General features: G+C 55.8%; 22 protein-coding genes and 1 tRNA gene. 11 read left to right on the plus strand and 12 right to left on the minus strand.

Features of this window, described 5'->3' with window-relative positions; genetic code table 11:
* The first annotated feature begins 270 nt into the window (after positions 1–270).
* The gene (locus VO84_RS08475) at positions 271–726 is read left to right on the plus strand and encodes a DUF1569 domain-containing protein (protein ID WP_058187229.1); all 456 of its coding nucleotides are present in this window, start codon (positions 271–273) and stop codon (positions 724–726) included.
* A 6-nt stretch (positions 727–732) separates the two neighbouring features.
* Here VO84_RS08475 and VO84_RS08480 read toward each other — a convergent pair whose 3' ends face one another.
* From VO84_RS08480 to VO84_RS08490, 3 genes are all read right to left on the minus strand, one after another.
* Complete coding sequence (locus VO84_RS08480) at positions 733–999, minus strand: DUF1905 domain-containing protein (protein ID WP_058187230.1); 267 nt, start codon at positions 997–999, stop codon at positions 733–735.
* A 79-nt stretch (positions 1,000–1,078) separates the two neighbouring features.
* On the minus strand, positions 1,079–1,489 hold the full coding sequence (locus VO84_RS08485) for a hypothetical protein (RefSeq protein ID WP_197413961.1): 411 nt from the start codon (positions 1,487–1,489) through the stop codon (positions 1,079–1,081).
* Positions 1,490–1,504: 15 nt separating this feature from the next.
* A complete protein-coding gene (locus VO84_RS08490; RefSeq protein WP_058187232.1) occupies positions 1,505–2,860 on the minus strand; it encodes a dicarboxylate/amino acid:cation symporter in 1,356 nt (451 codons plus the stop codon).
* A gap of 69 nt (positions 2,861–2,929) precedes the next feature.
* On the opposite strand from VO84_RS08490, the gene VO84_RS08495 reads away from it, so the two are divergent.
* The gene (locus VO84_RS08495; protein WP_058187233.1) at positions 2,930–3,562 is read left to right on the plus strand and encodes a hypothetical protein; all 633 of its coding nucleotides are present in this window, start codon (positions 2,930–2,932) and stop codon (positions 3,560–3,562) included.
* A gap of 37 nt (positions 3,563–3,599) precedes the next feature.
* On the opposite strand, the gene VO84_RS08500 is transcribed toward VO84_RS08495, so the two are convergent.
* Complete coding sequence (locus VO84_RS08500; protein ID WP_058187234.1) at positions 3,600–4,778, minus strand: threonine synthase; 1,179 nt, start codon at positions 4,776–4,778, stop codon at positions 3,600–3,602.
* Between the two features lie 199 nt (positions 4,779–4,977).
* Between VO84_RS08500 and VO84_RS08505 the strand changes: the two genes are divergently transcribed.
* The 3 genes from VO84_RS08505 to VO84_RS08515 all read left to right on the plus strand — a co-directional run bounded on the left by VO84_RS08505 (position 4,978) and on the right by VO84_RS08515 (position 7,234).
* Positions 4,978–5,337 carry a YciI family protein gene (locus VO84_RS08505; protein WP_058187235.1) on the plus strand — a complete coding sequence of 120 codons (360 nt, stop codon included), beginning with the start codon at positions 4,978–4,980 and terminating at the stop codon, positions 5,335–5,337.
* 206 nt (positions 5,338–5,543) lie between these two features.
* The gene (locus VO84_RS08510; protein ID WP_058187236.1) at positions 5,544–5,963 is read left to right on the plus strand and encodes a YciI family protein; all 420 of its coding nucleotides are present in this window, start codon (positions 5,544–5,546) and stop codon (positions 5,961–5,963) included.
* Entirely contained in the window at positions 5,960–7,234 is a 1,275-nt protein-coding gene (locus VO84_RS08515) for an RNA polymerase sigma factor (protein WP_058187237.1), read from the plus strand. Before VO84_RS08510 ends, VO84_RS08515 begins: the two co-directional genes overlap by 4 nt.
* Positions 7,235–7,564: 330 nt before the next feature.
* Here VO84_RS08515 and VO84_RS08520 read toward each other — a convergent pair whose 3' ends face one another.
* On the minus strand, positions 7,565–8,506 hold the full coding sequence (locus tag VO84_RS08520) for an alpha/beta fold hydrolase (protein WP_058187238.1): 942 nt from the start codon (positions 8,504–8,506) through the stop codon (positions 7,565–7,567).
* A 262-nt stretch (positions 8,507–8,768) separates the two neighbouring features.
* Between VO84_RS08520 and apaG the strand changes: the two genes are divergently transcribed.
* A complete protein-coding gene (gene apaG / locus VO84_RS08525) occupies positions 8,769–9,176 on the plus strand; it encodes a Co2+/Mg2+ efflux protein ApaG (protein WP_058187239.1) in 408 nt (135 codons plus the stop codon).
* 192 nt (positions 9,177–9,368) lie between these two features.
* Here the strand turns inward: apaG and VO84_RS08530 are convergent, their stop codons facing one another.
* Together VO84_RS08530 and VO84_RS08535 are read right to left on the minus strand one after the other, a co-directional pair.
* Positions 9,369–9,878, minus strand: coding sequence for an SRPBCC family protein (locus VO84_RS08530; RefSeq protein ID WP_058187240.1), 510 nt, complete (start codon positions 9,876–9,878; stop codon positions 9,369–9,371).
* Positions 9,859–10,206, minus strand: coding sequence for an ArsR/SmtB family transcription factor (locus tag VO84_RS08535; protein ID WP_231737839.1), 348 nt, complete (start codon positions 10,204–10,206; stop codon positions 9,859–9,861). The genes VO84_RS08530 and VO84_RS08535 overlap by 20 nt, the downstream gene beginning before the upstream one ends.
* Positions 10,207–10,645: 439 nt before the next feature.
* On the opposite strand from VO84_RS08535, the gene VO84_RS08540 reads away from it, so the two are divergent.
* Entirely contained in the window at positions 10,646–11,902 is a 1,257-nt protein-coding gene (locus VO84_RS08540) for a hypothetical protein (RefSeq protein ID WP_058187242.1), read from the plus strand.
* Positions 11,903–12,064: 162 nt separating this feature from the next.
* Here the strand turns inward: VO84_RS08540 and VO84_RS08545 are convergent, their stop codons facing one another.
* Positions 12,065–12,652, minus strand: coding sequence for a hypothetical protein (locus VO84_RS08545; protein WP_058187243.1), 588 nt, complete (start codon positions 12,650–12,652; stop codon positions 12,065–12,067).
* A 460-nt stretch (positions 12,653–13,112) separates the two neighbouring features.
* On the opposite strand from VO84_RS08545, the gene VO84_RS08550 reads away from it, so the two are divergent.
* Positions 13,113–13,391, plus strand: coding sequence for a hypothetical protein (locus VO84_RS08550; RefSeq protein WP_058187244.1), 279 nt, complete (start codon positions 13,113–13,115; stop codon positions 13,389–13,391).
* 226 nt (positions 13,392–13,617) lie between these two features.
* Complete coding sequence (locus VO84_RS08555; protein WP_058187245.1) at positions 13,618–13,857, plus strand: hypothetical protein; 240 nt, start codon at positions 13,618–13,620, stop codon at positions 13,855–13,857.
* A gap of 212 nt (positions 13,858–14,069) precedes the next feature.
* On the opposite strand, the gene VO84_RS08560 is transcribed toward VO84_RS08555, so the two are convergent.
* The 3 genes from VO84_RS08560 to VO84_RS08570 form a co-directional block, all read right to left on the minus strand.
* Positions 14,070–15,224 (minus strand): S1C family serine protease, encoded by a 1,155-nt coding sequence (locus VO84_RS08560; protein WP_058187246.1) that lies wholly within the window; start codon positions 15,222–15,224, stop codon positions 14,070–14,072.
* Positions 15,225–15,296: 72 nt separating this feature from the next.
* Positions 15,297–15,980 carry a dephospho-CoA kinase gene (gene coaE / locus VO84_RS08565; RefSeq protein WP_058187247.1) on the minus strand — a complete coding sequence of 228 codons (684 nt, stop codon included), beginning with the start codon at positions 15,978–15,980 and terminating at the stop codon, positions 15,297–15,299.
* Positions 15,981–15,983: 3 nt separating this feature from the next.
* Entirely contained in the window at positions 15,984–16,898 is a 915-nt protein-coding gene (locus VO84_RS08570) for a bifunctional 5,10-methylenetetrahydrofolate dehydrogenase/5,10-methenyltetrahydrofolate cyclohydrolase (protein WP_058187248.1), read from the minus strand.
* A gap of 183 nt (positions 16,899–17,081) precedes the next feature.
* Between VO84_RS08570 and VO84_RS08575 the strand changes: the two genes are divergently transcribed.
* Both VO84_RS08575 and VO84_RS22120 read left to right on the plus strand, forming a co-directional pair.
* Positions 17,082–17,158, plus strand: a tRNA-Pro gene (locus VO84_RS08575).
* A gap of 1,390 nt (positions 17,159–18,548) precedes the next feature.
* Positions 18,549–19,241: a sugar transferase gene (locus VO84_RS22120; RefSeq protein ID WP_269431420.1), complete on the plus strand. Its 693-nt coding sequence runs from the start codon at positions 18,549–18,551 to the stop codon at positions 19,239–19,241.
* 93 nt (positions 19,242–19,334) lie between these two features.
* On the opposite strand, the gene VO84_RS08590 is transcribed toward VO84_RS22120, so the two are convergent.
* Entirely contained in the window at positions 19,335–22,025 is a 2,691-nt protein-coding gene (locus tag VO84_RS08590; RefSeq protein ID WP_058187251.1) for a polysaccharide biosynthesis/export family protein, read from the minus strand.
* Between the last annotated feature and the right edge of the window lie 135 nt (positions 22,026–22,160).

Here is a 22,160-nt window from a genome sequence, read left to right on the forward strand (position 1 = left end):
TTTCTTATATTGTCCGCTTGTCATGTCTCCGCAGATCCTGTGCCCTCACTCGAGGCTGTCTCGTTCAGTTCCACTGAGTGCTTCCACCCGGATGATCCGCGTTCGTGAAAAACGGCGTTTTCGGTAGCTCCGAAGAAGGATACTTTCCGCCCGCCTCGAAAGTGATCCTTTGTGAAACTGCACCTATCGAATATTCAATCGCTGACCGCAGAAAAATTACCTCTCCGACGCAGGCTTTTAGTTACCCTCATCCAAAGGAGGCACGCAATCATGAAAAACCTCTTCGATGCAACGGTGGCAAACGAAGTAAAGACCCGCCTGGGAAAATTGGAGCCGCAAACTGATAGGCTCTGGGGCCAGATGACGGTGGCGCAGATGCTGGCACATTGCGCAATGAGTATGCAGTGGGCAGTGGGAGAACTCGTGCCCGAAAAGGGACCGCTCCCCGCGCGTGTGATGGGGCGTCTGGTCAAGCCAATGGTATTGCGCAACGACGACCTGATGCGAAAGCATTCGCCGACGATCAAAAGCCTCATCGTGACTGGCGAACGGGACTTCAGCAAGGAACGCGAGCAGTTATCAGCGCTGATTGACAAGTTTGTGGCAGGCGGCGCAGCAGCTTGTACAAAGAATCCGCACAGTTTCTTTGGCAAGATGACGCCCGAGGAGTGGTCAATCTTAATGTACAAACACCTCGACCATCATCTGCGCCAGTTCGGCGTCTGACCATTACTAGGCGCGCTTCTCCACAACAACATGCACGCTGTCACCAATGTCCTTATATAACGAGTCGAGAAGTTCCCGCTTGATCGGCAGCTTGTGGCGGCCATCTCCCAACGCCATAAATGAACTCTGAAAGGCCACGCCATCCACGGTCCCAGTAACTTTCACCAGACCGCGAGTCCCGAACACTTCCACAGACAATGGCCAAATGACGTAGGTCCAGCCGCCAGGCTTCTCACTCTTCTGTACTGTGGCATCAAAAGTATGTTTCCCCATGATTTCATTCCTCCTCTGTCGTGCGCGGACGCCCCACTCATTCCCGCATGCAAGCTAAGAGTTAAAAGCTAACAGGCTCTTATCGAGAAACATCCGGGATAAGCGAGAACCTAGAGCGTTTGTCGAAAACGACACCAACAGTGAAAAGAATGTTGGCTAAGAACAAGGTCTGACCATGCCAGTCCGAAAGTGGACTCATCAGCTTTGGCGGCACGCCCACCGAACAAAAATCGATCCACTGAGCCACAAAGAAAATCCATAACAAAGACAACGCCACTTTTCGGTTCCAAAGAGCTAAAAGGAATATTGGATAGGACATGGTTAATGAAAGATCAACAAGCACAGCCCGCAATGTGTCGAATCCAATTCCCAGCACAGCAAAACAGCCAAAGAGGGTCTGTCCGAGAAAAATTATCGCCGCGAGCAAATACAAAAGCAGGCTCATGATGTAACGCGCCTTAGACATTCCTATCCCTTGAGTGACAACCATTCTCCCACCACCAAGCTAAAAGCTAGGAGCTGAAAGCTGCCCCTCCCTCTTCCCCACCACCGCACTCGCCAGACAATTCCCCAGCACATTCAGCATCGTCCGCCCCATATCAATCACCGTATCCACACCCAGGATCAGCAGAATCGGGCCACTCGGCAACCCAATACTCGCCGCAGTGGCCAGCAGCACCACCAGCACGGCTCGCGGAACCCCAGCCACACCCTTACTCGCCACCATCAGCACCAGCAGCATTTCAATCTGCCGCCCCACACTCAGATGAATCCCCGCCGCCTGCGCCACAAACACAGCCGCCATCGACAAATACAAACTCGATCCGGTCAAATTAAAGCTGTACCCCGTCGGAATCACAAACGACACAATCCATCGCGGAACCCCGAACTCCTCCATCCGCTCCATCGCCAGCGGCAGCGCAGCCTCGCTCGTCGTCGTTGCAAACCCAATCGCCGCCGGCTCACCCGCCGCCTGCAAAAACCTCCGCACCGGAATCCGGAAAATCCAAAGCGTCGGCAGCATCACCAGCAGCAGAAACACCGCCAGCCCCGCATAAAACGTGCCTACCAGCTTGGCCAGCGGCAGCAGCGTCCCCACGCCCATCTTCCCCACCGTATACGCAATCGCCGCACCCGCCGCCAGCGGAGCCAGGTACATAATGATCTTCGTCAGCCGGAACATCACCGCCGCCAGCCCCTCCAGCACACCCATCAGCGGCGCACGCTTCTCTTTACTCACCAGCGCCAGCGCCACACCAAACAGCAGCGCAAATACCGCCACCTGCAAAATCTGATCCTGTGCCACAGCCTGCGCAATATTCTCCGGAAAAATATGCAGCACAAACTCCTGCCACCCCTGCGGCACGGCAGCAGCCTGCACAGCCACTCCCGCCTCCGCAGGCACAGCCAACCCCCACCCAGCGCCGCTCAAATTCATCGCCACCGCGCCAATCAGCAGCCCCAGCGTCGTCACCACTTCGAAATAGATCAGCGCCTTCACCGCCACGCGCCCCACGGACTTCAGATCGCTATGCCCCGCAATTCCCGTCGTCATCGTGGCAAACAACAGCGGAGCCACAATCATCTTCACCAGCCGCAGAAACAGGTCCCCCGGCAGCCGCACCTGCGCCGCAACCGCAGGCGCATCCACTCCCAGCTCCACGCCGGCCACCATCGCCAGAAACGTCCACACCATCAGCGAAGGCCGCCGCACCGCAAACACAATCAGCGCCGCCACACCTACCCAGCGCACAGCCACGCCCGTCTCGTGCAACCCCATCAGCCCGCACGCCGCACCAGCCGCCAGCAGCAATACGCCGCCCACAAGCGCAACCCTCTCCAGATAAGCAATCTTCGCCATGCGTCCATCTTACTGAGCAAGGTTCATCCCTTCGGGAACATTCCCGCCCGTCCAAACGTAACAGGAGATATGAAGACCCTCCGGATCGCCGCCGGCCTCGCTATCTTCGCCTGTAACTGGGCTGCCTTTTCTCAGTCGAATGTCGAATGCGGCCAAACGCTGAATGGTCAACTCCAGTCAGGCGCGGTACTCACAATCGACTCACGGCCTGCGGGCATCGAGATAGTCGGCACAGACCAGGAGGGGATTCGTGTCTCATGCAAGGCCGACGACACCTATAGCGCCACTCACACCCATCTTCGCTTGTCTGGAACTCCCTCTCAATCCAAGCTCACCATCGACGGAGAACATCTCAACCACAACAACATCCAGATCCATATCGAGGTGCCTCGCAAGATCAATCTGCGCGCCCAGATGCCAGCCGGGCAAGTAACGGTAAACGAAATCGTCGGAGATAAAGACATCGAACTCTACGCCGGACAGATCACGATCACTGCTGCGCACAAGTGGGACTACAAAAATGTAGATGTCTCCGTCAATATCGGCCAGGTAAACGCACAGGTTTACGGCGAGGACAGCGGCGGATTTTTCCGCAGCATCAAAAAGCAAAACACAGACGGCGAGTACAAACTGCACGCGCACGTAACCACAGGGCAAATTGATCTGCTCGGCAAGAGCCCGCACGCACCGGGGCCACAATAGCACCCGTTCCAATAGCGATTACGTCACCTGCAACCTGTCACCTCTTCAACCCCATCGCCTCCGCAATCACATCCGTATACTTCAACCCCGTCCCCGTATTCAACAACACCACACGATCCGTCTGGGCCAGAAATCGTTCCCTCACCAGCCGCTCATAAGCCGGCATCATGCTCGCACCCTCGGGGCACAGCATCATTCCCTCTTCGCGAGCCCACTCGCCCAGCCCCGCAAAAATCTCCGGATCCGTCACCGCAACAGCCGTCCCGCCACTCTCGCGAAGTATCTTCAACATCACCGCATCGCCATACGGCTTCGGCACTCGCAGCCCCGCAGCCAGCGTCTCCGCGCCCTGCCACATCTGGCTCACATTCGCGCCTTCTTCAAACGCCTTCACCATCGGCGCGCAGCCCGCCGCCTGCACCGCAATCATCTTCGGTCGTTTGCTTCCAGCCTTAACCCACCCCAGCTGCTCCATCTCTTCAAACGCCTTCCATATCCCAATCAGTCCCACGCCCCCGCCCGTCGGGTAAAACACCGCATCGGGATACTCCCATCCAAGCTGCTCCACCAGCTCATATCCCATCGTCTTCTTGCCCTCTACGCGGAAAGGCTCCTTCATCGTCGAAACCTCAAACCATCCCTCGGCATCCTTGCGCTCAGCCACCATCCGCCCGCAGTCGGAAATCAACCCATCCACCAGCGTCACGTGCGCACCATACGCCACCGTCTCCACATAATTGGCAAACGGCACATCCTTCGGCATAAAGATATGCGCCTCCATCCCCGCCCGCGCCGCATACGCTGCCAGCGCGCTCCCCGCATTCCCCGCAGAAGGCGCAGCCAGCTTCTTGAGGCCATAATGCTTGGCCATCGTCACAGCCATAGCCATCCCGCGAGCCTTAAACGTCCCCGTAGGATTTACGCCCTCATCCTTCACCAGTACATTCGGATAGCGCCTGCTCGCCAGCATCGGCGTCCAGCCCTCGCCCAGCGTCACCGGCTCAGCATCCGGCAGGGCCACACTCGCATAGCGCCACATCCCCACCGCCTGCGGATTAATAGCCTCACGCGGCGTCGGCCCCAAATCATACTGCACAAACAGTGACCCCGCCGGCAAGTCACCCTTCTCCACACAAACCGGGCAAACCGTCTGCGGACTCTCCGCGCTCACATGCGCCCCGCAGCGCACGCATTCCAGATAAGCAATCTTCGCCATGCCTCCATCTTATTTTGTCCGCCGCCCCACGCTGCGCTTCTCCGCGCAATCGCATCCGCCGGACGTTGCCTGAGGCCGAAATCTCTCGCGGCCAGAACTAAAATTTCCTGGGCGGCTTGTAGAATCCAGGTCTGGCCGTTCGTCGTTATAGTGAAGGCCGGCCAGAAGCCGGCCGAAAAGATCATTTCAAGGAGAAGACATGCCGCTATATCTGAGTACTATTCAACTCCCCGACAACTTTGACCCTTCCACAGTGGACGAAGCGATGATGCGCGATATGGCCGCGCTCGGCCAGGAGATGGAGGCCGCCGGTGTTGTCACGAAGTTCGCCGGCGGCCTGAGCCCGGCGAGCAGCGCTAAGTCGCTGCGGTTCCAACCCGATGGCGACGTGCTCGTCACTGACGGGCCATATGTCGAGGCCAAAGAACATGTAGGCGGTATCTCGATCGTGGAATGCGCAGATCTCGACGAGGCGGTAGCCTGGGCGCTCAAAGGCGCCAAAGTGTGCCGTGCTTCGGGCGAGGTGCGAGAGATATTCTTCCAACCGTCAGCCGAGTAGCAACTGAGCAGCAGTCCTGAACGAACAGATGAAGGCCGGTGAGCAGCGACGGCGCTGGAACGCTACACGGGAAAGCGCTTCTTTGCGGAGGGAACCCCGCCACGTTCCTTCGAGCTCATCAGCACGCAAACAACGTCGACCGGCATTGTCCTCATTCACTACAAGGTCGCCGGGCCTTTGAAGAACCGACCATAAGGAGCAGCGCAATGCGTTTCATGATGATGGTGATACCGAAAGGATACGAGTCGGCCCCGCCGGATGCCGTTCCTACGGCAGCAGCGGTGGCAAAGATGATGGAGTACAACAAGGCCCTGCAGAAGGCGGGAGTTCTGCTCGCGCTCGACGGGCTGTTTCCGCCCTCGACCGGAGCACGTGTTTCGTATGCGGACGGCAAGGCGACGGTGACAGACGGCCCGTTTGCCGAGGCGAAAGAAGTCGTCGGTGGCTACTGGATTATTCAGGTCCGCTCGCGCGAAGAGGCCATTGAATGGGCCAGACGTGCTCCCATGTCCAACAACGAGGTAATCGAAGTTCGCCAGATTCACGAGATGACCGACTTCCCAAAGGACATTCAGAAGGCGGCTGAAGGCTTTGAAAACCTCACGCACTCGGGCTCGACGGAGTGAAGGACATTCATAAGACGATTGAGGCCGTGTGGAAGATCGAGTCCACACGGCTCATCGCCGCCATTGCTCGAGTCACCCGCGATATCGGCATCGCAGAAGAACTGGCCCAGGACGCGCTGGTGACTGCGCTCGAACTCTGGCCCGAAGAAGGCATCCCCGAAAATCCCGGCGCGTGGCTGATGACAGCGGCCAAACGGCGCGCCATCGATTTGTTGCGCCGTGGCCGCATGCTCGCACAAAAGCACGAAGACATCGCCCGCGAACTTGAAGGTCAACAGCAGCAGCTCGGAGATGCGTTGGAGCACTCACTGGATCAGGTGATCGATGATGACATCCTGCGGCTCATCTTCACCGCGTGTCATCCCGTGCTCACTGTGGAAGCACGCATCGCGCTCACATTGCGTCTCATCGGCGGCCTCACCACGCCGGAGATCGCCCGAGCCTGCCTTGTATCCGAGAAGACAATGGGGCAGCGCATCTTTCGCGCGAAGAAGATCCTCTCGGAAGCGCATGTTCCCTTTGAAACTCCGCGCGGCGACGAGTTGCGCGGCAGGGTAGAGTCGGTACTTCTAGTGGTCTACCTTATCTTCAACGAGGGATACACCGCGACATCAGGAGAGGAATGGATGCGGGCTGCGCTCGCGGAAGAGGCGCTGCGTCTCGGACGCATGCTGGCGCAGCTCTTATCCCGGGAATCGGAGGCCCATGCGTTGCTCGCGCTGATGGAGTTGCAGGCATCGCGTACTGCAGCCCGCCGGGGCAGAAACGGTGAGGCAGTCTTATTGCTGGACCAGAACCGGTCTTTGTGGGACTACGCGCAGATTCAGCGTGGAATGAGTTCGCTTGAAAACGCGCGGAGGCTTGGTGGCGGCGCCAGGCCCTACGCCTTGCAGGCAGCCATCGCTGCATGCCACATGCGCGCCCGCACAGCCCAGGAGACAGACTGGGGCGCGATCGTTCTTCTCTACGACGCCTTGATGCAGACCAGCCCGTCACCGATCGTGGCGCTGAATCGCGCGGTCGCGGTCGGTATGGCGGAAGGCCCGGCGGCTGGACTCGATGCGCTCGATGCAGTGGCCACGCTTGACGGTGGCTCTGCGTTGGCTGGATATCATCTGTTCCCCAGTGTTCGCGGAGACCTGCTGATGAAGATGGGCCGGTTCGCCGAGGCGCGTGAAGAAATCCAGCGCGCAATCACAATGACGCAAAATCTACGGGAGCAGGAGCTGCTGGCGAACAGGCTGAAGCAGATGGACGACGTTCGTGAGTAAGAGTTTCCGGACCAACGTTCGTCCTCGCCTGCCTGTGCGAGAATTGGCCACGAACGGAAACACGATGATCTTTCGTCCAGCTGAATTGTTGTTCGGCCAATCGACGGCTGGACTCGTTCCAGCCATCGCAGCCCCGCTCTCCGCGCCAGTGCAGCCTGCAAAATGATCGATCCAGCTGATCTCGCTTCAGTGGCCAGGGCGTGGTTTGGCGCCCCGATCACGCTCGCTAAAGATTCAGAGCTCAGACCGCTCGCGGGCTCATGCAGTTTTACAACGGACTCGCCCCAGCATATCGACATCACCATTTTCTAGGCCTGTTCTCGTCAGTCCTTACATGGAAGGTGCAATGGACGCAGCAACCGGCGACGCATCGACAAACTTGCGAATTAAGGCGACAGTGTACGCCGGACGTTCTTCCATCAGCCAATGACCGGAACCGGGAACAACTTCCTCCCGCACGTTGTTCGCTACATGGCGCATGATTACTGCCTGAAGCGGCCCGAAGGATTTTTCTCCTCCCACCGCCATGACAGGCATAGTCAGCTTCGTCTGCTCGAAAACCTTGTTATCTTTTGCGTCCTGGGCAAAGGCAGTAAATTGCGCGAACCCAGCCCGCATACCTCCGGGCTGCGCGTACGTGGCAGCAAAGAAATTTCTGGTTGCTTCGTCCGGCTTCCCCGGATCGCCTGTGAAGTCGTTCCATATGCGATCGAAATAGATGCGCTCGCGTCCGGCCACCAGGCGCTCCGCGTCTGGACCGTGAAAGTTGAAATGCCACACTCCGGGATTTTGCAGGATCTCGCTCCAGGGTTCGATTCCCGGGATGGGTGCGTCCATTACCACTAGTCGTTCCACCTTCGTTGGGTAGGTCGCGGCATAGGCATAGGCCACCATGTTGCCGATATCGTGTGCGACGACGAAGGTCTTGTCGTATCCAAGGGTCGTCACGACGGCGCGCATATCCGCGGCTTGCGTCTTTTTGTCATAGCCGCCATCCGGCTTGGAGGATCGGCCAATACCGCGCAGGTCTGGAACAATGACGGTGTGGTCCTTCATCAAGTCGTCTGCGAGAGGTGCCCAGGAATCGCTGTTCTCGGCATAGCCATGAATCAGCAACACAACAGGCCCCGTCCCTCCCCAGCGAACGAAGATATCCGCTCCGGCAGGGCTATGAATTGTCTTCGCCTGGAAGCTGGAGGGTAGCGATGGTTGGCCATGACATTTCATTACGACCACGATGCAGAGCATTGCTGCAAAGGCACGACATTTCATGAAAGCCTCCAGATGTTGCCAGAACGGGATTCCTTTGAAAACCAGAAATCATCTTCGTGGTCGTGCAACGATTACATGTGACCAAAAGATACTTTCGAACCAGCGCCGAGGGCGTCATCCGCTACATGCCCCAAAGACCACGGGTGTATTGACTATAGGACACAAGAAGCCCCTTCGCTGGTAGATTTGTGCTCAGCCTATTGGCTTGGTCCAGGATCATGTCGGAATAGCTCAGCCCACGAGTTTGATCTAAACTTACTCTATGACCGATCGGACGTCGTACATGGCAAACACGCGAGGAATAGCGGTGAGCGTTGAGCCAACTTACCTTGAGACGAGATCATCGCCGGACAGCTCGCAGTATTTTTGGGCTTATCGAGTGATCATCGAGAATCAGGGACGGGAAACGGTGCACCTGCTGAGCCGACACTGGATGATCACGAATGCGCGTGGAGAATTGACCGAGGTCAAAGGACCGGGTGTTGTCGGGGAGCAACCGTTCCTCAAGCCGGGAGAGAGCTTTGAATATATGAGTGGCGCGCCTCTTAACACGCCGTCGGGGATGATGGGCGGGGCTTATCAAATGGAGACTGATAGCGGAGAGCGTTTTGACATTGAAATACCGACGTTCTCGCTGGATCGTCCGAATCAAGACGTATTTCTGAACTGAGAAATAGATGTCGTAAGTTAAGCCGCAGCGGCTCTAGAAACGCAGTTTGGCCTGAAGGCAACAGTTGAGCCAGGGGTTATTCAGCCGGAAAGGCGACTATTAGGCCAGGCGGCGAGAAGCCCGTTCTAACCAGGCCCCCGCCGCCAGCCTCAGCTGTATCTCGTGCATGACGATCGTCAAAACGTCAACTTCCTATTTCGCCTGCACCAGCCCCGCAACAACTGCCGCAATTTTATCGAGTATCTGGTTCCAGCCTTCCAATTGACCGCTATTTTTCGCGCTCTCCATCGGTTCATTTCCAATGTGGGTAAGTTTCGTCTGGCCGTTTCCGAGATCCTCAAAGATGGTCACGTCGTACGCACCGTCTATGGCCTCATGTTCTATTCCTAATTCCGCAGGCTCGATCTTGTTTCCCTTCGAGTCCGAAAAGTACATGTCGGAAACGATCTTCTCGTGCAGAACAATCTCGTGGTATTCAACCGCATTCCAGAACTCCTGCCCATCCGGCGTCTTCATGCAGAAGAGAGATTTTCCCCCAACGCGAAAATCCATCTTGCAAACGGGCGCAGTAAAGCCCTTCGGTCCCCACCACTGCATCACGTACTTCGGGTCTGTCCACGCCTTCCAAACCAACTCGCGTGGGGCATCAAAAACTCGTGTGACAACCATCCGCTCAATTTCGCTAACCGTGTTTTCTGTCATCTCTGACCTCCTCTTTTTTCATTTGATTTACAACTATTTCCAGTTTGTCGAAGCTCTCTTCCCAGAATCGGCGATAGTTAAATGCCCAGTCGCTGACTGTCTTAATCGCCTCTGGCCTAAGCGTGCACACACTCTCTCGTCCACACTTCGTCTTGATCACAATCCGCGCCCGCACCAGGCAGGCGATATGTTTTGAAATCATCTGCTGCGAGAGTGCAAACGGCTCCGTCAACCCATGCACAGAGGCAGGCCCATGTGAGAGTCGTTCGATCATCGCTCTACGGGTGGGATCAGACAAAGCCGCAAATGTTGTATTTAACCTATCCACAACCAAATGGTAGTGGGTTTTCTGCCAATGTCAAGTATGAATTTTGCGATTCCTGTCTGATCGCGACGAATCGTAAATCGCGGAGTCACTCATCGAGGCCTATTGGTACCGATATGTCGCCTTATCATCGGCAACTCCCCGAATCGTCGAAGTATGGCACGCCATTTCGTAACAACATCGGACCTGCTTTTTGCGCGGGCGCCCCATCCTAGGCGCGCCTTTTGCGCCTGGGGTGGAATAGCACTCCCCTCAATCCACCACCACCGATGTCATCCTGAACGTAGCCGTTTTTCATGCGGAGTGAAGGATCTGCGGTTGTCCTTGCCTTTGCTTTTGTGAGTTCTACCACAACCCACGAGCGCCATGAGTAGTATCGAATCTTTTTCACTGATTAGGAATTCGATGAGCTTCCAGTTGTGCGCGCAGGCGATAGGCTCAATTGGTAAACGGAAGAGCGTTTCTCGGTATTAATCTGATTGATCGCCTGAAGTGCGACTTTGCAGGGGCGATAACTGCTGACCTCTTCAGATATGCTGATCGAGTGATCTCTATAAGGCCTTCCTGGCCGTTCTTCGCAATAGCGCTCTATGCATCGATTGGGCTGGCACCGGCACAGAACACGCCCATTAAGAAGGCCGCGATGGAGGTTTGCGCGGACTATTCGGGTGTTGGAGATTTGGTCCAAGCCACTGTCTTTAGCGATGGCTACCAAGTCGTTATCACTCGTCGCTCAGGTCAAACGATGGAACTTAGTGAACGACAATCTGCGTCGGCTACACGTGCAGTCTCCAAATGCCATCTCGCTATATCTGCCAATTCTGAGAAGGCTGGGATTGCTTTCGCGACGGCGTCGGGCATCTTTGTGCGGTTGATCGATCTATCCCGAGGCGAATTCGCACAAAGCGTCGAAGTTGCTCACGTATTTCCCATTCAGTTCGATATATATGGGCTGGGGTTCATCGGTCGCACCAGCCAGTTAGCCATCTCTCAAGCTCACTACCAGCCGACAGGCGAACCGGAAATCATCACTCAACAAGTTAACAGTTCAGGAATCCTGGAACAGGATAGACACCGCGCCACAGGCTATGCCTACAGCGAGATCTATGCGTCTTCCTATGATTACGGAAGAGACCGCGTATGGTTTTTGTGTCCCCCGGTATCCGCCAGAATTGATAGACAACCGCGATGCACACTCACTTCTGCTTCTCTTACTTCAAATGATGAGCCTGCTTTAGAGGTTCCACCACCGCCCGACGATAGAGTAATCGGCAGTGGTCAACCGAACCTTGGGTCACCGTCTGATGACTCTATTGCGATGCTCGCATGGCACCGACTTTGGGTTTACAGCTTTGCTTCTAAAGCATTCCGTCAGATGAATACCCCGGAGACGGCCCGTCACATTAGATGGTCTGAATTTCCTAGGGCACCGAAGTTCACAGCAGACGGTCGCTATGCAGCTATACCCGTCGACATGTCACATGGATTCTTATTTGAAGAGGGCGGAGTATCCCATGGCACGAAGATATTGTTGGTGGACATGAACGCTCTCTCGATCATTGAGACAGTCCAACCAGAGCACGAGCAATCTTTAGTGGACTTCGCAGTGCGCAATGACGGAGACTCGCTAACATTGGCTACCAATTGGGGCAAAGATTGGCAGGTATCGAGGACGCCACTTGCGCGCCCTCTAAAGTGACATGGCGCCGAGCTCGGCATATGCTCGACTTTGCGTCGCCAACTCGAGTTCAACCTCACCTCTTAGAGCGTCAACTTCGAAAACCATCCGAATCAGTAACGAGAAGTCGGGCTTGACGCCAGTGATCATTCCTGGCGGCAAGCCCGTTTACCGGCACCAAGCTCAAATTGTGCAAACGTAGTAGTGATCGATCAACCGCCGGACCTTGCCCGCACACTCTTCTCCAAAGCCGTTTTCTGAACTTGGTGGCTGCGTGTGTTGGGCCATTGGCAGTGCAATTTCATCGGACACGTCATGGATCAGGAATGTGTTTGGCCCCCCGGCGAGTCCGACGGACCAGTCATAAACGACGAAGCTTTCATCAGTCGACCTTGGCGAATTGCCAAGCTGACCGACTCCGAAGCCTGCTGTGAGCCCAAGATGTACAAAATCTGCGCCCCAGTTGATCGGTCGCCACAACAACACAGGGAGGACAAGTATCAAAAGGACCGAGGCTCCTCTTCGCGGGCGTTTCCTGATGACGCAATAAACAGCTAAGGCTAGGATTACGATTGCGGCTACCCCGTAACCTAGCACTGAAAGCGGGATTAGGACAAAGCTGACCGAACCCGGAAGCTGGCAGAGGATCGTCAGTACGGTAACCATCGTCAGAGACATGATCGCCGGTTTGAGCGACAAGCCATCCTGCCCCGTGAGGGTGCCTTTCAGATCCATGAAGTTAAAGATAACCGTTCTCGTGACCTTGCTCACCCAAACATGTTCAATCGGTATCGGTAAGTCAGCTTATCGTCAGCGACGCCCCGAATCGTCGAAGTATGGCACGCCATTTCGTAACAACATCGGACCTGCTTTTTGCCTTTTCCGTGGCCTCTTTTTTCCTCTTTCGCGTGATCTTTGTTTTCTTGTCAAGAGGCAAATCAAAAAATAATTTCTAACTCATTGATTCTAAAGCGCAAAAAACTTCGTCCAGTTTGCACATAATTAAATGCCGATTTCGTATCATTGAAATAAGCAGAAAAAACAGAAGCCTTGGACGCCTCTTCGTGGGGAACGGAGACGTGCGTCCGGGGCTTTCTGTTTTTCAGCTCCGCCGCGGCCACCCGTTGCCCGCAACCACGGTTCCTCGGGCTTGCACGGCGGACAAATTCTGATCCCGGCGCTTCTGATAGCCACAGGGCTTCGCGCCGGGACGAAAAGAGGAATCCTCGTCATGGCAAATATCTTCGTCAGCATAGAAAAAGGCATCGAAATCGGGGCACAGGACGCCCTCAAGTGGGTCTCCGGAGCCAGCAAAGCGCTCACCGTCGCACCCACCGTCGTTGCCGCTCTCGGCACCCTCTTCGGTCAGATTGAAGCGCCAATCGCCGACGTGGCCGCCGCAGCCGTCAACCCCCTCAATATCTCGCTCGACATCCAGACCGTCAACGACCTCAAGACCGTCTGGCCCGACATCAAGCAATTCCTGACCTCCATCGGCGTCAAGCTCTAGCCTAGGGCGGCACGAAATCGGGTGCCCCATTCATGCGCGGCTTTTCGCGCATGGGTTGGGGTGGCACTCCCGTCCGCTCTGCCATGAAGGCTTGTCATCCTGAACCAAGCCGTTTTTCAGGCGGATCGGGGTCCCCACGGACAGGTCTTCGTCCGTGGGGTGAGGGAGTCGAAGGACCTGCTTTTGTCTTTTCTGTCAGCTGCAACCTGTAACCCGGAGCATTCCAATGAATCCACTCATCACCAACATCTGGAACCACCCGCGCACCTCCGCCGCCGGCCTTCTCATCGCCGTCGTCAGCATCGGAGGCGTTCTCTCCCAGCAGGGCGTAACGCTGGGCCATGCCGGAACCGGCACCGTCGTCACCCTCGCCACAGCCATCGCCTCGGCCCTCCTCGGTCTGCTCGCCCGCGACCCCAATCAGACGTCGGGCCAGTCGTCCGTGAATCGCATCGCAACAACTTAGCCGCAATAAAGAGGGGGGAGGGGGACCCCTCCCCCACCCCCATTGCACTCAAAGTTGTGCAAAAGACAACTGCCCAGTTGCACAGTCCCGAAATGAAGATTGCATAAAGATTTCTATAAGAACTGTGCGGCTGGCCGTAATCAACACAAAATAAATACCTTCAGAATCAGAGTTGCACAGGATAACTGAGGCAATCGTCCAAAATCGAACAGCTATGTATTTTGACTCTTCGCCTCACCCAGCACCAGCTTCACCGTCATCTGCTTCCGTCCGCGCACCACCGTCACGCTCACCGTATCGCCGGCCTGGTGCTTATCCATAATCGCGTTGATGTCCTGCGGATTCGTCACCTGCTGCCCATCAATCGCCACAATCAGGTCGCCGCCAAGGATGATCGGCTGATTCCCCAGGTACCGCTGCTGCGTGCCGCCATGCAATCCGGCCTTCTCCGCTCCGCCGCCTGGAATTACTCTCTGAATCAGCACGCCGTAATCCGCCGAAAGGCCCATCGCCTCGGCCAGATCCGGCCCGATCGGGTAGCTCAAAATCCCCAGCTCCGGCCGCCGCACATGCCCGTACCGAGTTAAATCCGCCAGCACCGCTTTTGCCGTGTTGATCGGAATCGCAAACCCGATGCCCGAACTCTGCTCCGCGCCATTGGAAGCAATCATCGTGTTGATCCCAATCACCTCGCCCCGCGAGTTCAGCAGCGGCCCACCCGAGTTGCCCGGATTAATCGCCGCATCCGTCTGGATCGCATCCTCAATCGGCGCGCCCTCGCCGCCGCGTATGCTCCGGATGGAGCTGATGATTCCGCGCGTCATGGTTCCGCTCAACCCGAAGGGATTGCCAATGGCATAGACCTTCTGTCCCACAGCAAGATCCGTTGAATCCGCCAGCGTCACCGGCTGCAGATTCGGCGCATTGATCTGCAACAACGCCAGATCATGTGTCCGGTCAGAACCGATAACCGTCGCCGAATACTTGTGCTTGTTGCTCAGCTGCACTTCAATCCCGCGGTTCGCCTCCGCCACCACGTGATAGTTCGTCAGCACGTGCCCCGCGCGATCCAGAACGAAGCCCGAACCTTGACCCTGCTGCGGCACCGCACCGTAGAAAAAATTAAAGGTCAGGTTCGTCGCCGTAATATTCACCACGCTCGGCAACACCCGCTTATAAATGGCGATATTGTTCTGCTCTTCGGTGTCATACTCCGGCGCGGCATGCGCCTCAGTCAGCTCCAGCGGTGAATTACCGCCGCTCGTCTTCAGCAGTCCCAACGAACGCAGATCGCCCGAAACATGCGCCGTCACGTACCAGAAGCCGCCCACCAGCAGCAGAATCAAAAGAATTCGGCGCAATCTCATCCCTCGTACCTCGAAGCAGTCATTTGTAACTTCATCTAAATTGTAATGAACCCACTATATTGAACCCAGTTTTCATGAGCCAGATGCGCTCTCAGCTTTCAGCATCTGCCATACTTCCGCCACTCGCGATTCCAACGCCCCTTTATCGCCCGCATTCTCAATCACAAAATCCGCCCGCGCAATCTTTTCAACATCCGGAATCTGCCGGCTCATCCGCACCCGCGCATCAGCCTCAGCCCCAACGCGGCACGCATCATCTTTTCCAGAGCAAACCCGCTCCACATACCGCGCAATCTTCACCGCATCCGCCGCCGTCACCACAATCACGCGATCAAAGCGGTTGCGCCAATCCGCAAGCACGCCCTCTGATTCACCACGCGCCCGCGCATCGCGCTCCACCTCAAAGATCAGCGCCGACTCAACAATTGCCACAGCCTTCGCATCCCGCGCAAAGATTTCTTCTATCCACTTGCGCTGCGCCGCAATCGCCGCCGGATGCACAATCGCATTCAGTTCATTCAGCCGACCGCCACGAAACGCCATATCTGCCAGCTTCGCTCGATTCAGCCGCCCATCCGTGCCCACAACATCCGCACCGAAAACACGCACAATCTCTGCATACACTATCTGGCCCGGCTCCATCAGCGCGCGCCCCATCTCATCGGCCTCGATGACGTGGGCGCCCAGTTCGCGCAGCAGAGCCGCAACTGTTGTCTTACCGCTGCCCAGCCCGCCAGTCAGGCCCACACGCAACATGTGCTAGAGTCCTCGCCGCATCCGGGCCGCCCGCACCGTGTTCGACATCAGCATCGCAATCGTCAGCAATCCCACGCCACCCGGGACCGGCGTATACGCCCCCGACACCTCAAAGGCCGCTGGATGCACATCGCCTATCACCACGCTTCCACGCTTGGCAAACGCCGCCTCACGCTTCGCATTCCCTGCAAAGAACTTTTCAAACTCCGCCGGATCCGTGACGCGATTGATGCCCACATCAATAATCGTCGCACCAGGCTTCACCATCTCCAGCGTAACGAAGCCGGGCCGCCCGATCGCCGCCACAAGAATATCCGCCCCGCGTGTCACCGCAGCCAAGTCGCGCGTCTTCGAGTGGCAAATCGTAACCGTCGCATTCTCATGCAGCAGCAGCATCGCCGCCGGCTTGCCCACAATATCGCTGCGGCCCACCACCACAGCGTTCGCGCCAGCAATCGGAATTCCGCTGCGCTTCAAAATTTCAATCACTCCCGCAGGCGTGCACGGAGCCAGTGCCGGACGCCCCGCCTGCAGCCGTCCCGCATTCACAGGGTGGAATCCATCCACATCCTTCGCCGGGTCAACCGCATCCAGCAGCACCTTTGCATCCACCTGCTTAGGCAACGGAAGCTGCACGAGGATCCCATCAATATCGTCACGGGAATTCAACGCAGCAATCAAGTCCAGCATGTCTTCTGTCGTCACCGTCTCCGGCGGCGTAATCAGATCGCTGTATAACCCCAGCTCCTCGCAGGCCTGTACCTTGCTGCGGACATAAATTTCAGACGCCGGCACATGTCCCACCAGCACCGCCGCCAATCCAGGACGCACTCCGCGCCGCGCCAGCTCCTTTACTTCTTCCGCAACTTCCTGCTTGATCTGGGCCGCAATCGGGGCTCCATCGAGAATCTTCGGCATTGTTCAGGCTCCAGCACCCATCCTAAATCGCCGCATGAGCTCCAATCTTGAGGGGAAACACTCTCGCCCGTCTCAAGGCGTATCGGGCGCAACTCTGCTACACTAACCAAGGCGCGTCGAAGGGCCTTGTGGCATATACCAGGAGCCGCGGTTCTTAAGGCAGCGCAATCTGCAAAGCAAGTTCGGGGAGTGGCTCAGCCTGGTAGAGCACCTGGTTCGGGACCAGGGGGTCGGAGGTTCGAATCCTCTCTCCCCGACCATTCATATAAAGGGCTTGAGCCCGCCAGCAAATCTTTAAATTTTCACTTGCATTAGACTCGGCCGTACTGCGTCTCCTCCTTATCCTTCTGCTTAAGCAGCACACGGGCATTCATCTTCTTTACTTCCAACTTGGCATATGGGTTGTACGCCCCTCTTTCGGAGCGTTGGGATTGGCGTGAACACAAAGAATGCGGCATTGCCAGTTCCCTACTCTTGGCTATATCCGCTAGTGCATGCTTCACAACTCTCGCAGATTTGTTATCAGTGTGAGAGTACCCCCAGATATCCTCCAATTCGCGCTTTATTGCTCCCCGAACTCACCAACTGTATGAATGCGAGAGCATCATTACCCATTCGCCGGTTGAGGTAACTGTCGTAAATCGCAACGTTGAGATAAGCGAGGGATATCTGGCCCTTAGACGGTTGGTAGTTTACAAATGCCTTGACATTGTCGTTCAGATATCCAGAGCACTTGGCAAGCCGCAGGCGATTGTCAGAGATTGTCCCGAGCCGAAAAATTGGAGGGCCCGCGATTCATCGCGTTGTTTTTACTCGAGGGGAAGATTTCAGGATGGTCCGTGCCAAGCACAGAGTTTTGGAGGGCCCGTATCGCTTATGGTTCAGTGGAAACGCTAGGAACTCTGCGAGAAAACCTTTGGGCAACTTCCCATAGAAAATCTCATCGGCGTCTTTATATTTCGGCAGACATCAGCGGACATGCAACAAATCTATCTTGAAATTTAAAACAAGTGAAAACGGTTTCTCACCGGATTTCACATGCAATCATGCCTTGCAATTGATTGCTAGTTTTTCAAGAACAAAATGTCACCTTCCTGCGCGCCCCTATAAGTAAGTATAAAGCTAAATCTTTATTAATTTTTTAGTAATACGGCACGCAATAACTACTTCGGAACAACCGAGGAGCTAGTTCCTGCATCTCTAACCTCTCGCTCTTGTTTTTGATCATGTATGTCTATAATATGTATGAAAACAATACAGCGAGTCGGAGTTATCTGTATAAAGGATACGCTGATCCGCAATTTAAAAAAACTTCAAACTCAATGATGTATTTGGAAATGAAGTTGCATTCCATCAACGCTGGTATCTCTTTGTGTGTTGCATTTCTGCAAGTACGATTTAAGATCGATGTTTAAACAATTCTTTCCGGGCCATGTGGGATGAAAGGACCTTCTCCATCGTTCTGCGAAACAAAGAAAAGTGCAAGGGCAACATCGTGTTGGCAAGATAAACGGCAATCGGAAGTATGGCTCACCGGGTTCTTGTTTTGTGTGTAGCAACCGATGAAGTAAGAAAGCAGAACGTTTAAGAAGCTAAGGTTCATTTTAAGGAGAACTTGTGGCCACTGATCTTTCTTCCATGCATGTACGCATGCTTTTGTCAGAAGAAGGTAAGACTTATGCGGCATGGGAATTGCCTGAGCCGGTATATATACAGCACCCGGATGTTCCATGGGAGTCTTGGCGTTATCGTTACGCGAAACGAGCTGTCGATGTTCTAGGCGCGTCCGTAATGCTTATGTTTTGCGCACTCCCGTCAGTCGCAATTGCAGCCGGGGTCCGTCTCTCCTCAAAAGGACCTGTTTTTTATCGGGAAGAACGCATCGGCCGCGGAGGCCTCCCTTTCCGGATCTGGAAATTTCGCTCTATGCGGCCGAAAGGCACCGGGAATACGGCCTGCGACGTGGATGGTCAGTGGCGCATTTCCAAGGGCAAGTGCGGCCCGGCGGACCCGCGTATAACGCGTTTCGGCGAATTTCTGCGTAAGTGGAGCCTCGACGAACTGCCGCAGCTGATCAATGTACTGCGTGGCGAAATGTCGCTGGTGGGACCGCGGCCCATTATTCAATCTGAAACCGGCTTCTACCGCGACCTGCTCCCGTTTTATCTGGCGGCAACGCCGGGGCTGTCAGGACTGTGGCAAGTTTCCGGACGCAGCACGCTTGATTACGAAAAGCGAATCAAGCTGGATGCGTTCTATATGCAGACGTGGAGTCTGACTACGGACTTCTATCTGATCGCACGCACCGTATCCGCCGTATTGAGTCAGGCAGGAGCCTGCTGATCCGCATTTACGCGTGATATTGCGGTCCGATACCACATGCACGACAAAGACCTCCCGTTCCAGGAGGTCTTTTGTCGTGATGATCCGCCATCTCTATAGAACATTGATGGCAGCGGCGCCCAGCGCAAGCTGCGAAAAGATTTGCGTCCAGTCCATAAAGGTGCGCAATTTGGTCATACGCAGCGTCTTGTCTGGCACAACGATAGTATCCCCTGGGTTCAGCTGTAGTTGATCAAATGTACTTGCACTCAACGCGCCAAAGGTTTTCCTCACCGTGGGCCGGCTAACCACAGAGCCGTCGGCGCGGATGATGAAGCTGTAATGAGAATCTGCGTTGCGGTTCGGTCCACCGGCAAGCCGCAGATAATGTCCTACTGTCTGGCCTCCCTGATAGACAAAGGAGTTCTGGTTGTAAACCGCACCCACTATATTGATAGTCGCCGGAGTAGCAGGCACTGTAAACCGGTCGCCATTCTCCAGCGCTAATGCAGGAACATCCTCGATGGTCTGATTGACCGCTTTGAACTGCAGCACAATTCTGCCCGTGGCACGAATCTGGCTAAGACGCCCAATCAACTCCTGTGTCACTTCCCGCGAGGCCGCTACATCAAGAGAATTTGATGCGCCGCTCCCGGCAACAGCAAGCTGCTGCGTCCCGCGATTCGACTCCGTACTGACCGTCTGCACGTATTCATCCAGGCGCTGCTGCTGCAGCTTGCGTGTCGACTCGCGATCGAATTCCGAGCCATAGAGATAGGCGTTCTTGGTTAGACCTCCAGCGCGGCGGGCCACATCGCGCAGCGTTTCACCAGGCTTGACACTGTAAATGCCCGAGTGAACGAATTCGCCTTCAAGGTCTACATACTTGGTCTGCTCATCCAGAGGAACCTGAATGTCGCTCTGGGAAAAGATAGTGACCGTATCTCCCTGTTCGAGAGCCAGGTTCTGAGTGGCATCATGTTCCAGCACCAGCTTGCCCAGATCGAAGGCAACCAGACTCGTCCTCATCGTATTGGGATCTCTACGCTCAATCACCGCGTAGTCCCAATTGATCTCCTGCGGTGTCAGCCGTACGGTATTCCGCTTGATTGTGGGTTCCTCTACAGGCATGAGTCCGTGGCTGATCTGCGCGGCAACAGACCCAGAGCCCCCCATCGATCCTTGCCTGGCGCTCCCTGGCTGCTGGTTGTTCTGCAGGTCATCGGGTAAAACTCCCTGCGGATAATTCTGCGGAGAACTCTGTTGGTAATTCTGCGGATAATTCTGAGAATTACTTTGCAACCCGTACGGACCGTAGAGCCCATACGGAGAATTGATGGCATTCTGAGGATTCTGCACTCTCCCAGTTGAATCCCGTAGTGGAATAGGCTCAGTTCCTGTCGGGCTGCGTTGAGTGGAGATAAACGGCTCGAACTCAGGCGCGGGCAGGCCTAGAAGGCTCCGCTGCCACCAGTATTCGCGGCTCAGCAACGAGGCCCGGTCGGGAATCAAGTCACTTAAATGCATTCCCTCATGCCAACCGAAGCGTCCAGGATTAGCCACATTGCCGCGCAGTATCACTGTCTTCTGATAGGCGGGCACAATGGGATAGATGCGCACAATATCCCCCTCCGCCAGCGGAGTCGCTAGACCAGCCACATCGAAGCTTGCTTCCATAGCCTGGCGGTATTGGTGATTGTCCACACGTTCAATGGAGATGCGCGTCTGGGAAGCGGTAGTGCTGGTCTTCCCCGCTGCTTCAATCAATGCGCCCAGCGTATCTCCCTCGCGGAGTTCGTAAATGGCTGGCGCGCGGATGCTACCCGTAATCGCAGCCTGCGGTCCCGCCGGAGGAACATAGAGCACATCCTCTGGTAGAAGCCGCACATCCTGCGATTTATCGCCGTGAATCAGCAGCGCATATAGGTCGAAGTCCGCTACCGTCTTTCCGGCGCGCTTTAGTTCAATATGGCGCAGCGATCCTTGTGGAGCAGGTCCGCCACTGGCGAACAGCGCGTCCACCAGCGTGCTGACTGCGCTGATGGTATAGACACCGGGGCGTCGAGCCACGCCCGTCACATAGATCTGCATCTGGCGAATACGGCCAAGGTCGACGGAGAGATCAAAGTTGCGAAATATTTTACCGACTGCCTGGCGCAGATGCAGATCGAGAGCCGAGAAAGGCTGCCCCGCTACGTGCACCTGGCCTACCTGAGGAAGATAGATATTCCCCGAGCGGTCCACCAGAAGGTTACCGGTGTAATTGATCTGTCCCCAAATGCGCACACGCAGCTCATCATCCGGTTCAATGACATATTCAGGAGTGGCAGGCGCAAGGTCATTCGGAGAAAACGTTGTAGGAACATTGCGAAACAGATTGGCGCCATAAATCGGGAGCATCTGCCCGGTGGTGGCCGCCACAAAACGCTGGAACTCCGTTGGCTGATCCGGCGGCAACTGTTGGGTCTGCCGGTTGCGGTTTCCCTGCTGTCCGAGAAGATTTCCCTGCCCAGCACTCTCCTGCCCGGGAACACCTAGCGTCTGCGGACCCTGCAGGCCGGGCTGCTGACCCCGTATTTGCTGCTGCAGATTCGGTTGCTGCTGGCTCCCCTGCTGGTTTTGAGCGCAAGTGCCGTTGGCAATATCCGCTGGGTCAGCGCAGTCTGAGGAGGAGTAAGGCGACTGCTCGTCTGACGGATAGCCATTCGGATAGCCATTCGGAGTCGAATTTTGCGAAAACGATGCGGGTAAGCCGAGAAGCGGCAAAAGCGCTGCAAGTACATACAAATGCGGCTTTTTCAACATAGATATATCCTAATGCCCTATAGCGGGATTCGATCCGCCGCACCCATTGGTATGCCTTTCAAGGGGCTTTTTATCAAGTAAAGACACCCTGTACGCAAGCTGATCGTGCACGGTTGCTCGGATTCCGCAATAAAC

Source organism: Occallatibacter gabretensis, from assembly GCF_001449115.1.
Classification (GTDB): domain Bacteria; phylum Acidobacteriota; class Terriglobia; order Terriglobales; family Acidobacteriaceae; genus Telmatobacter; species Telmatobacter gabretensis.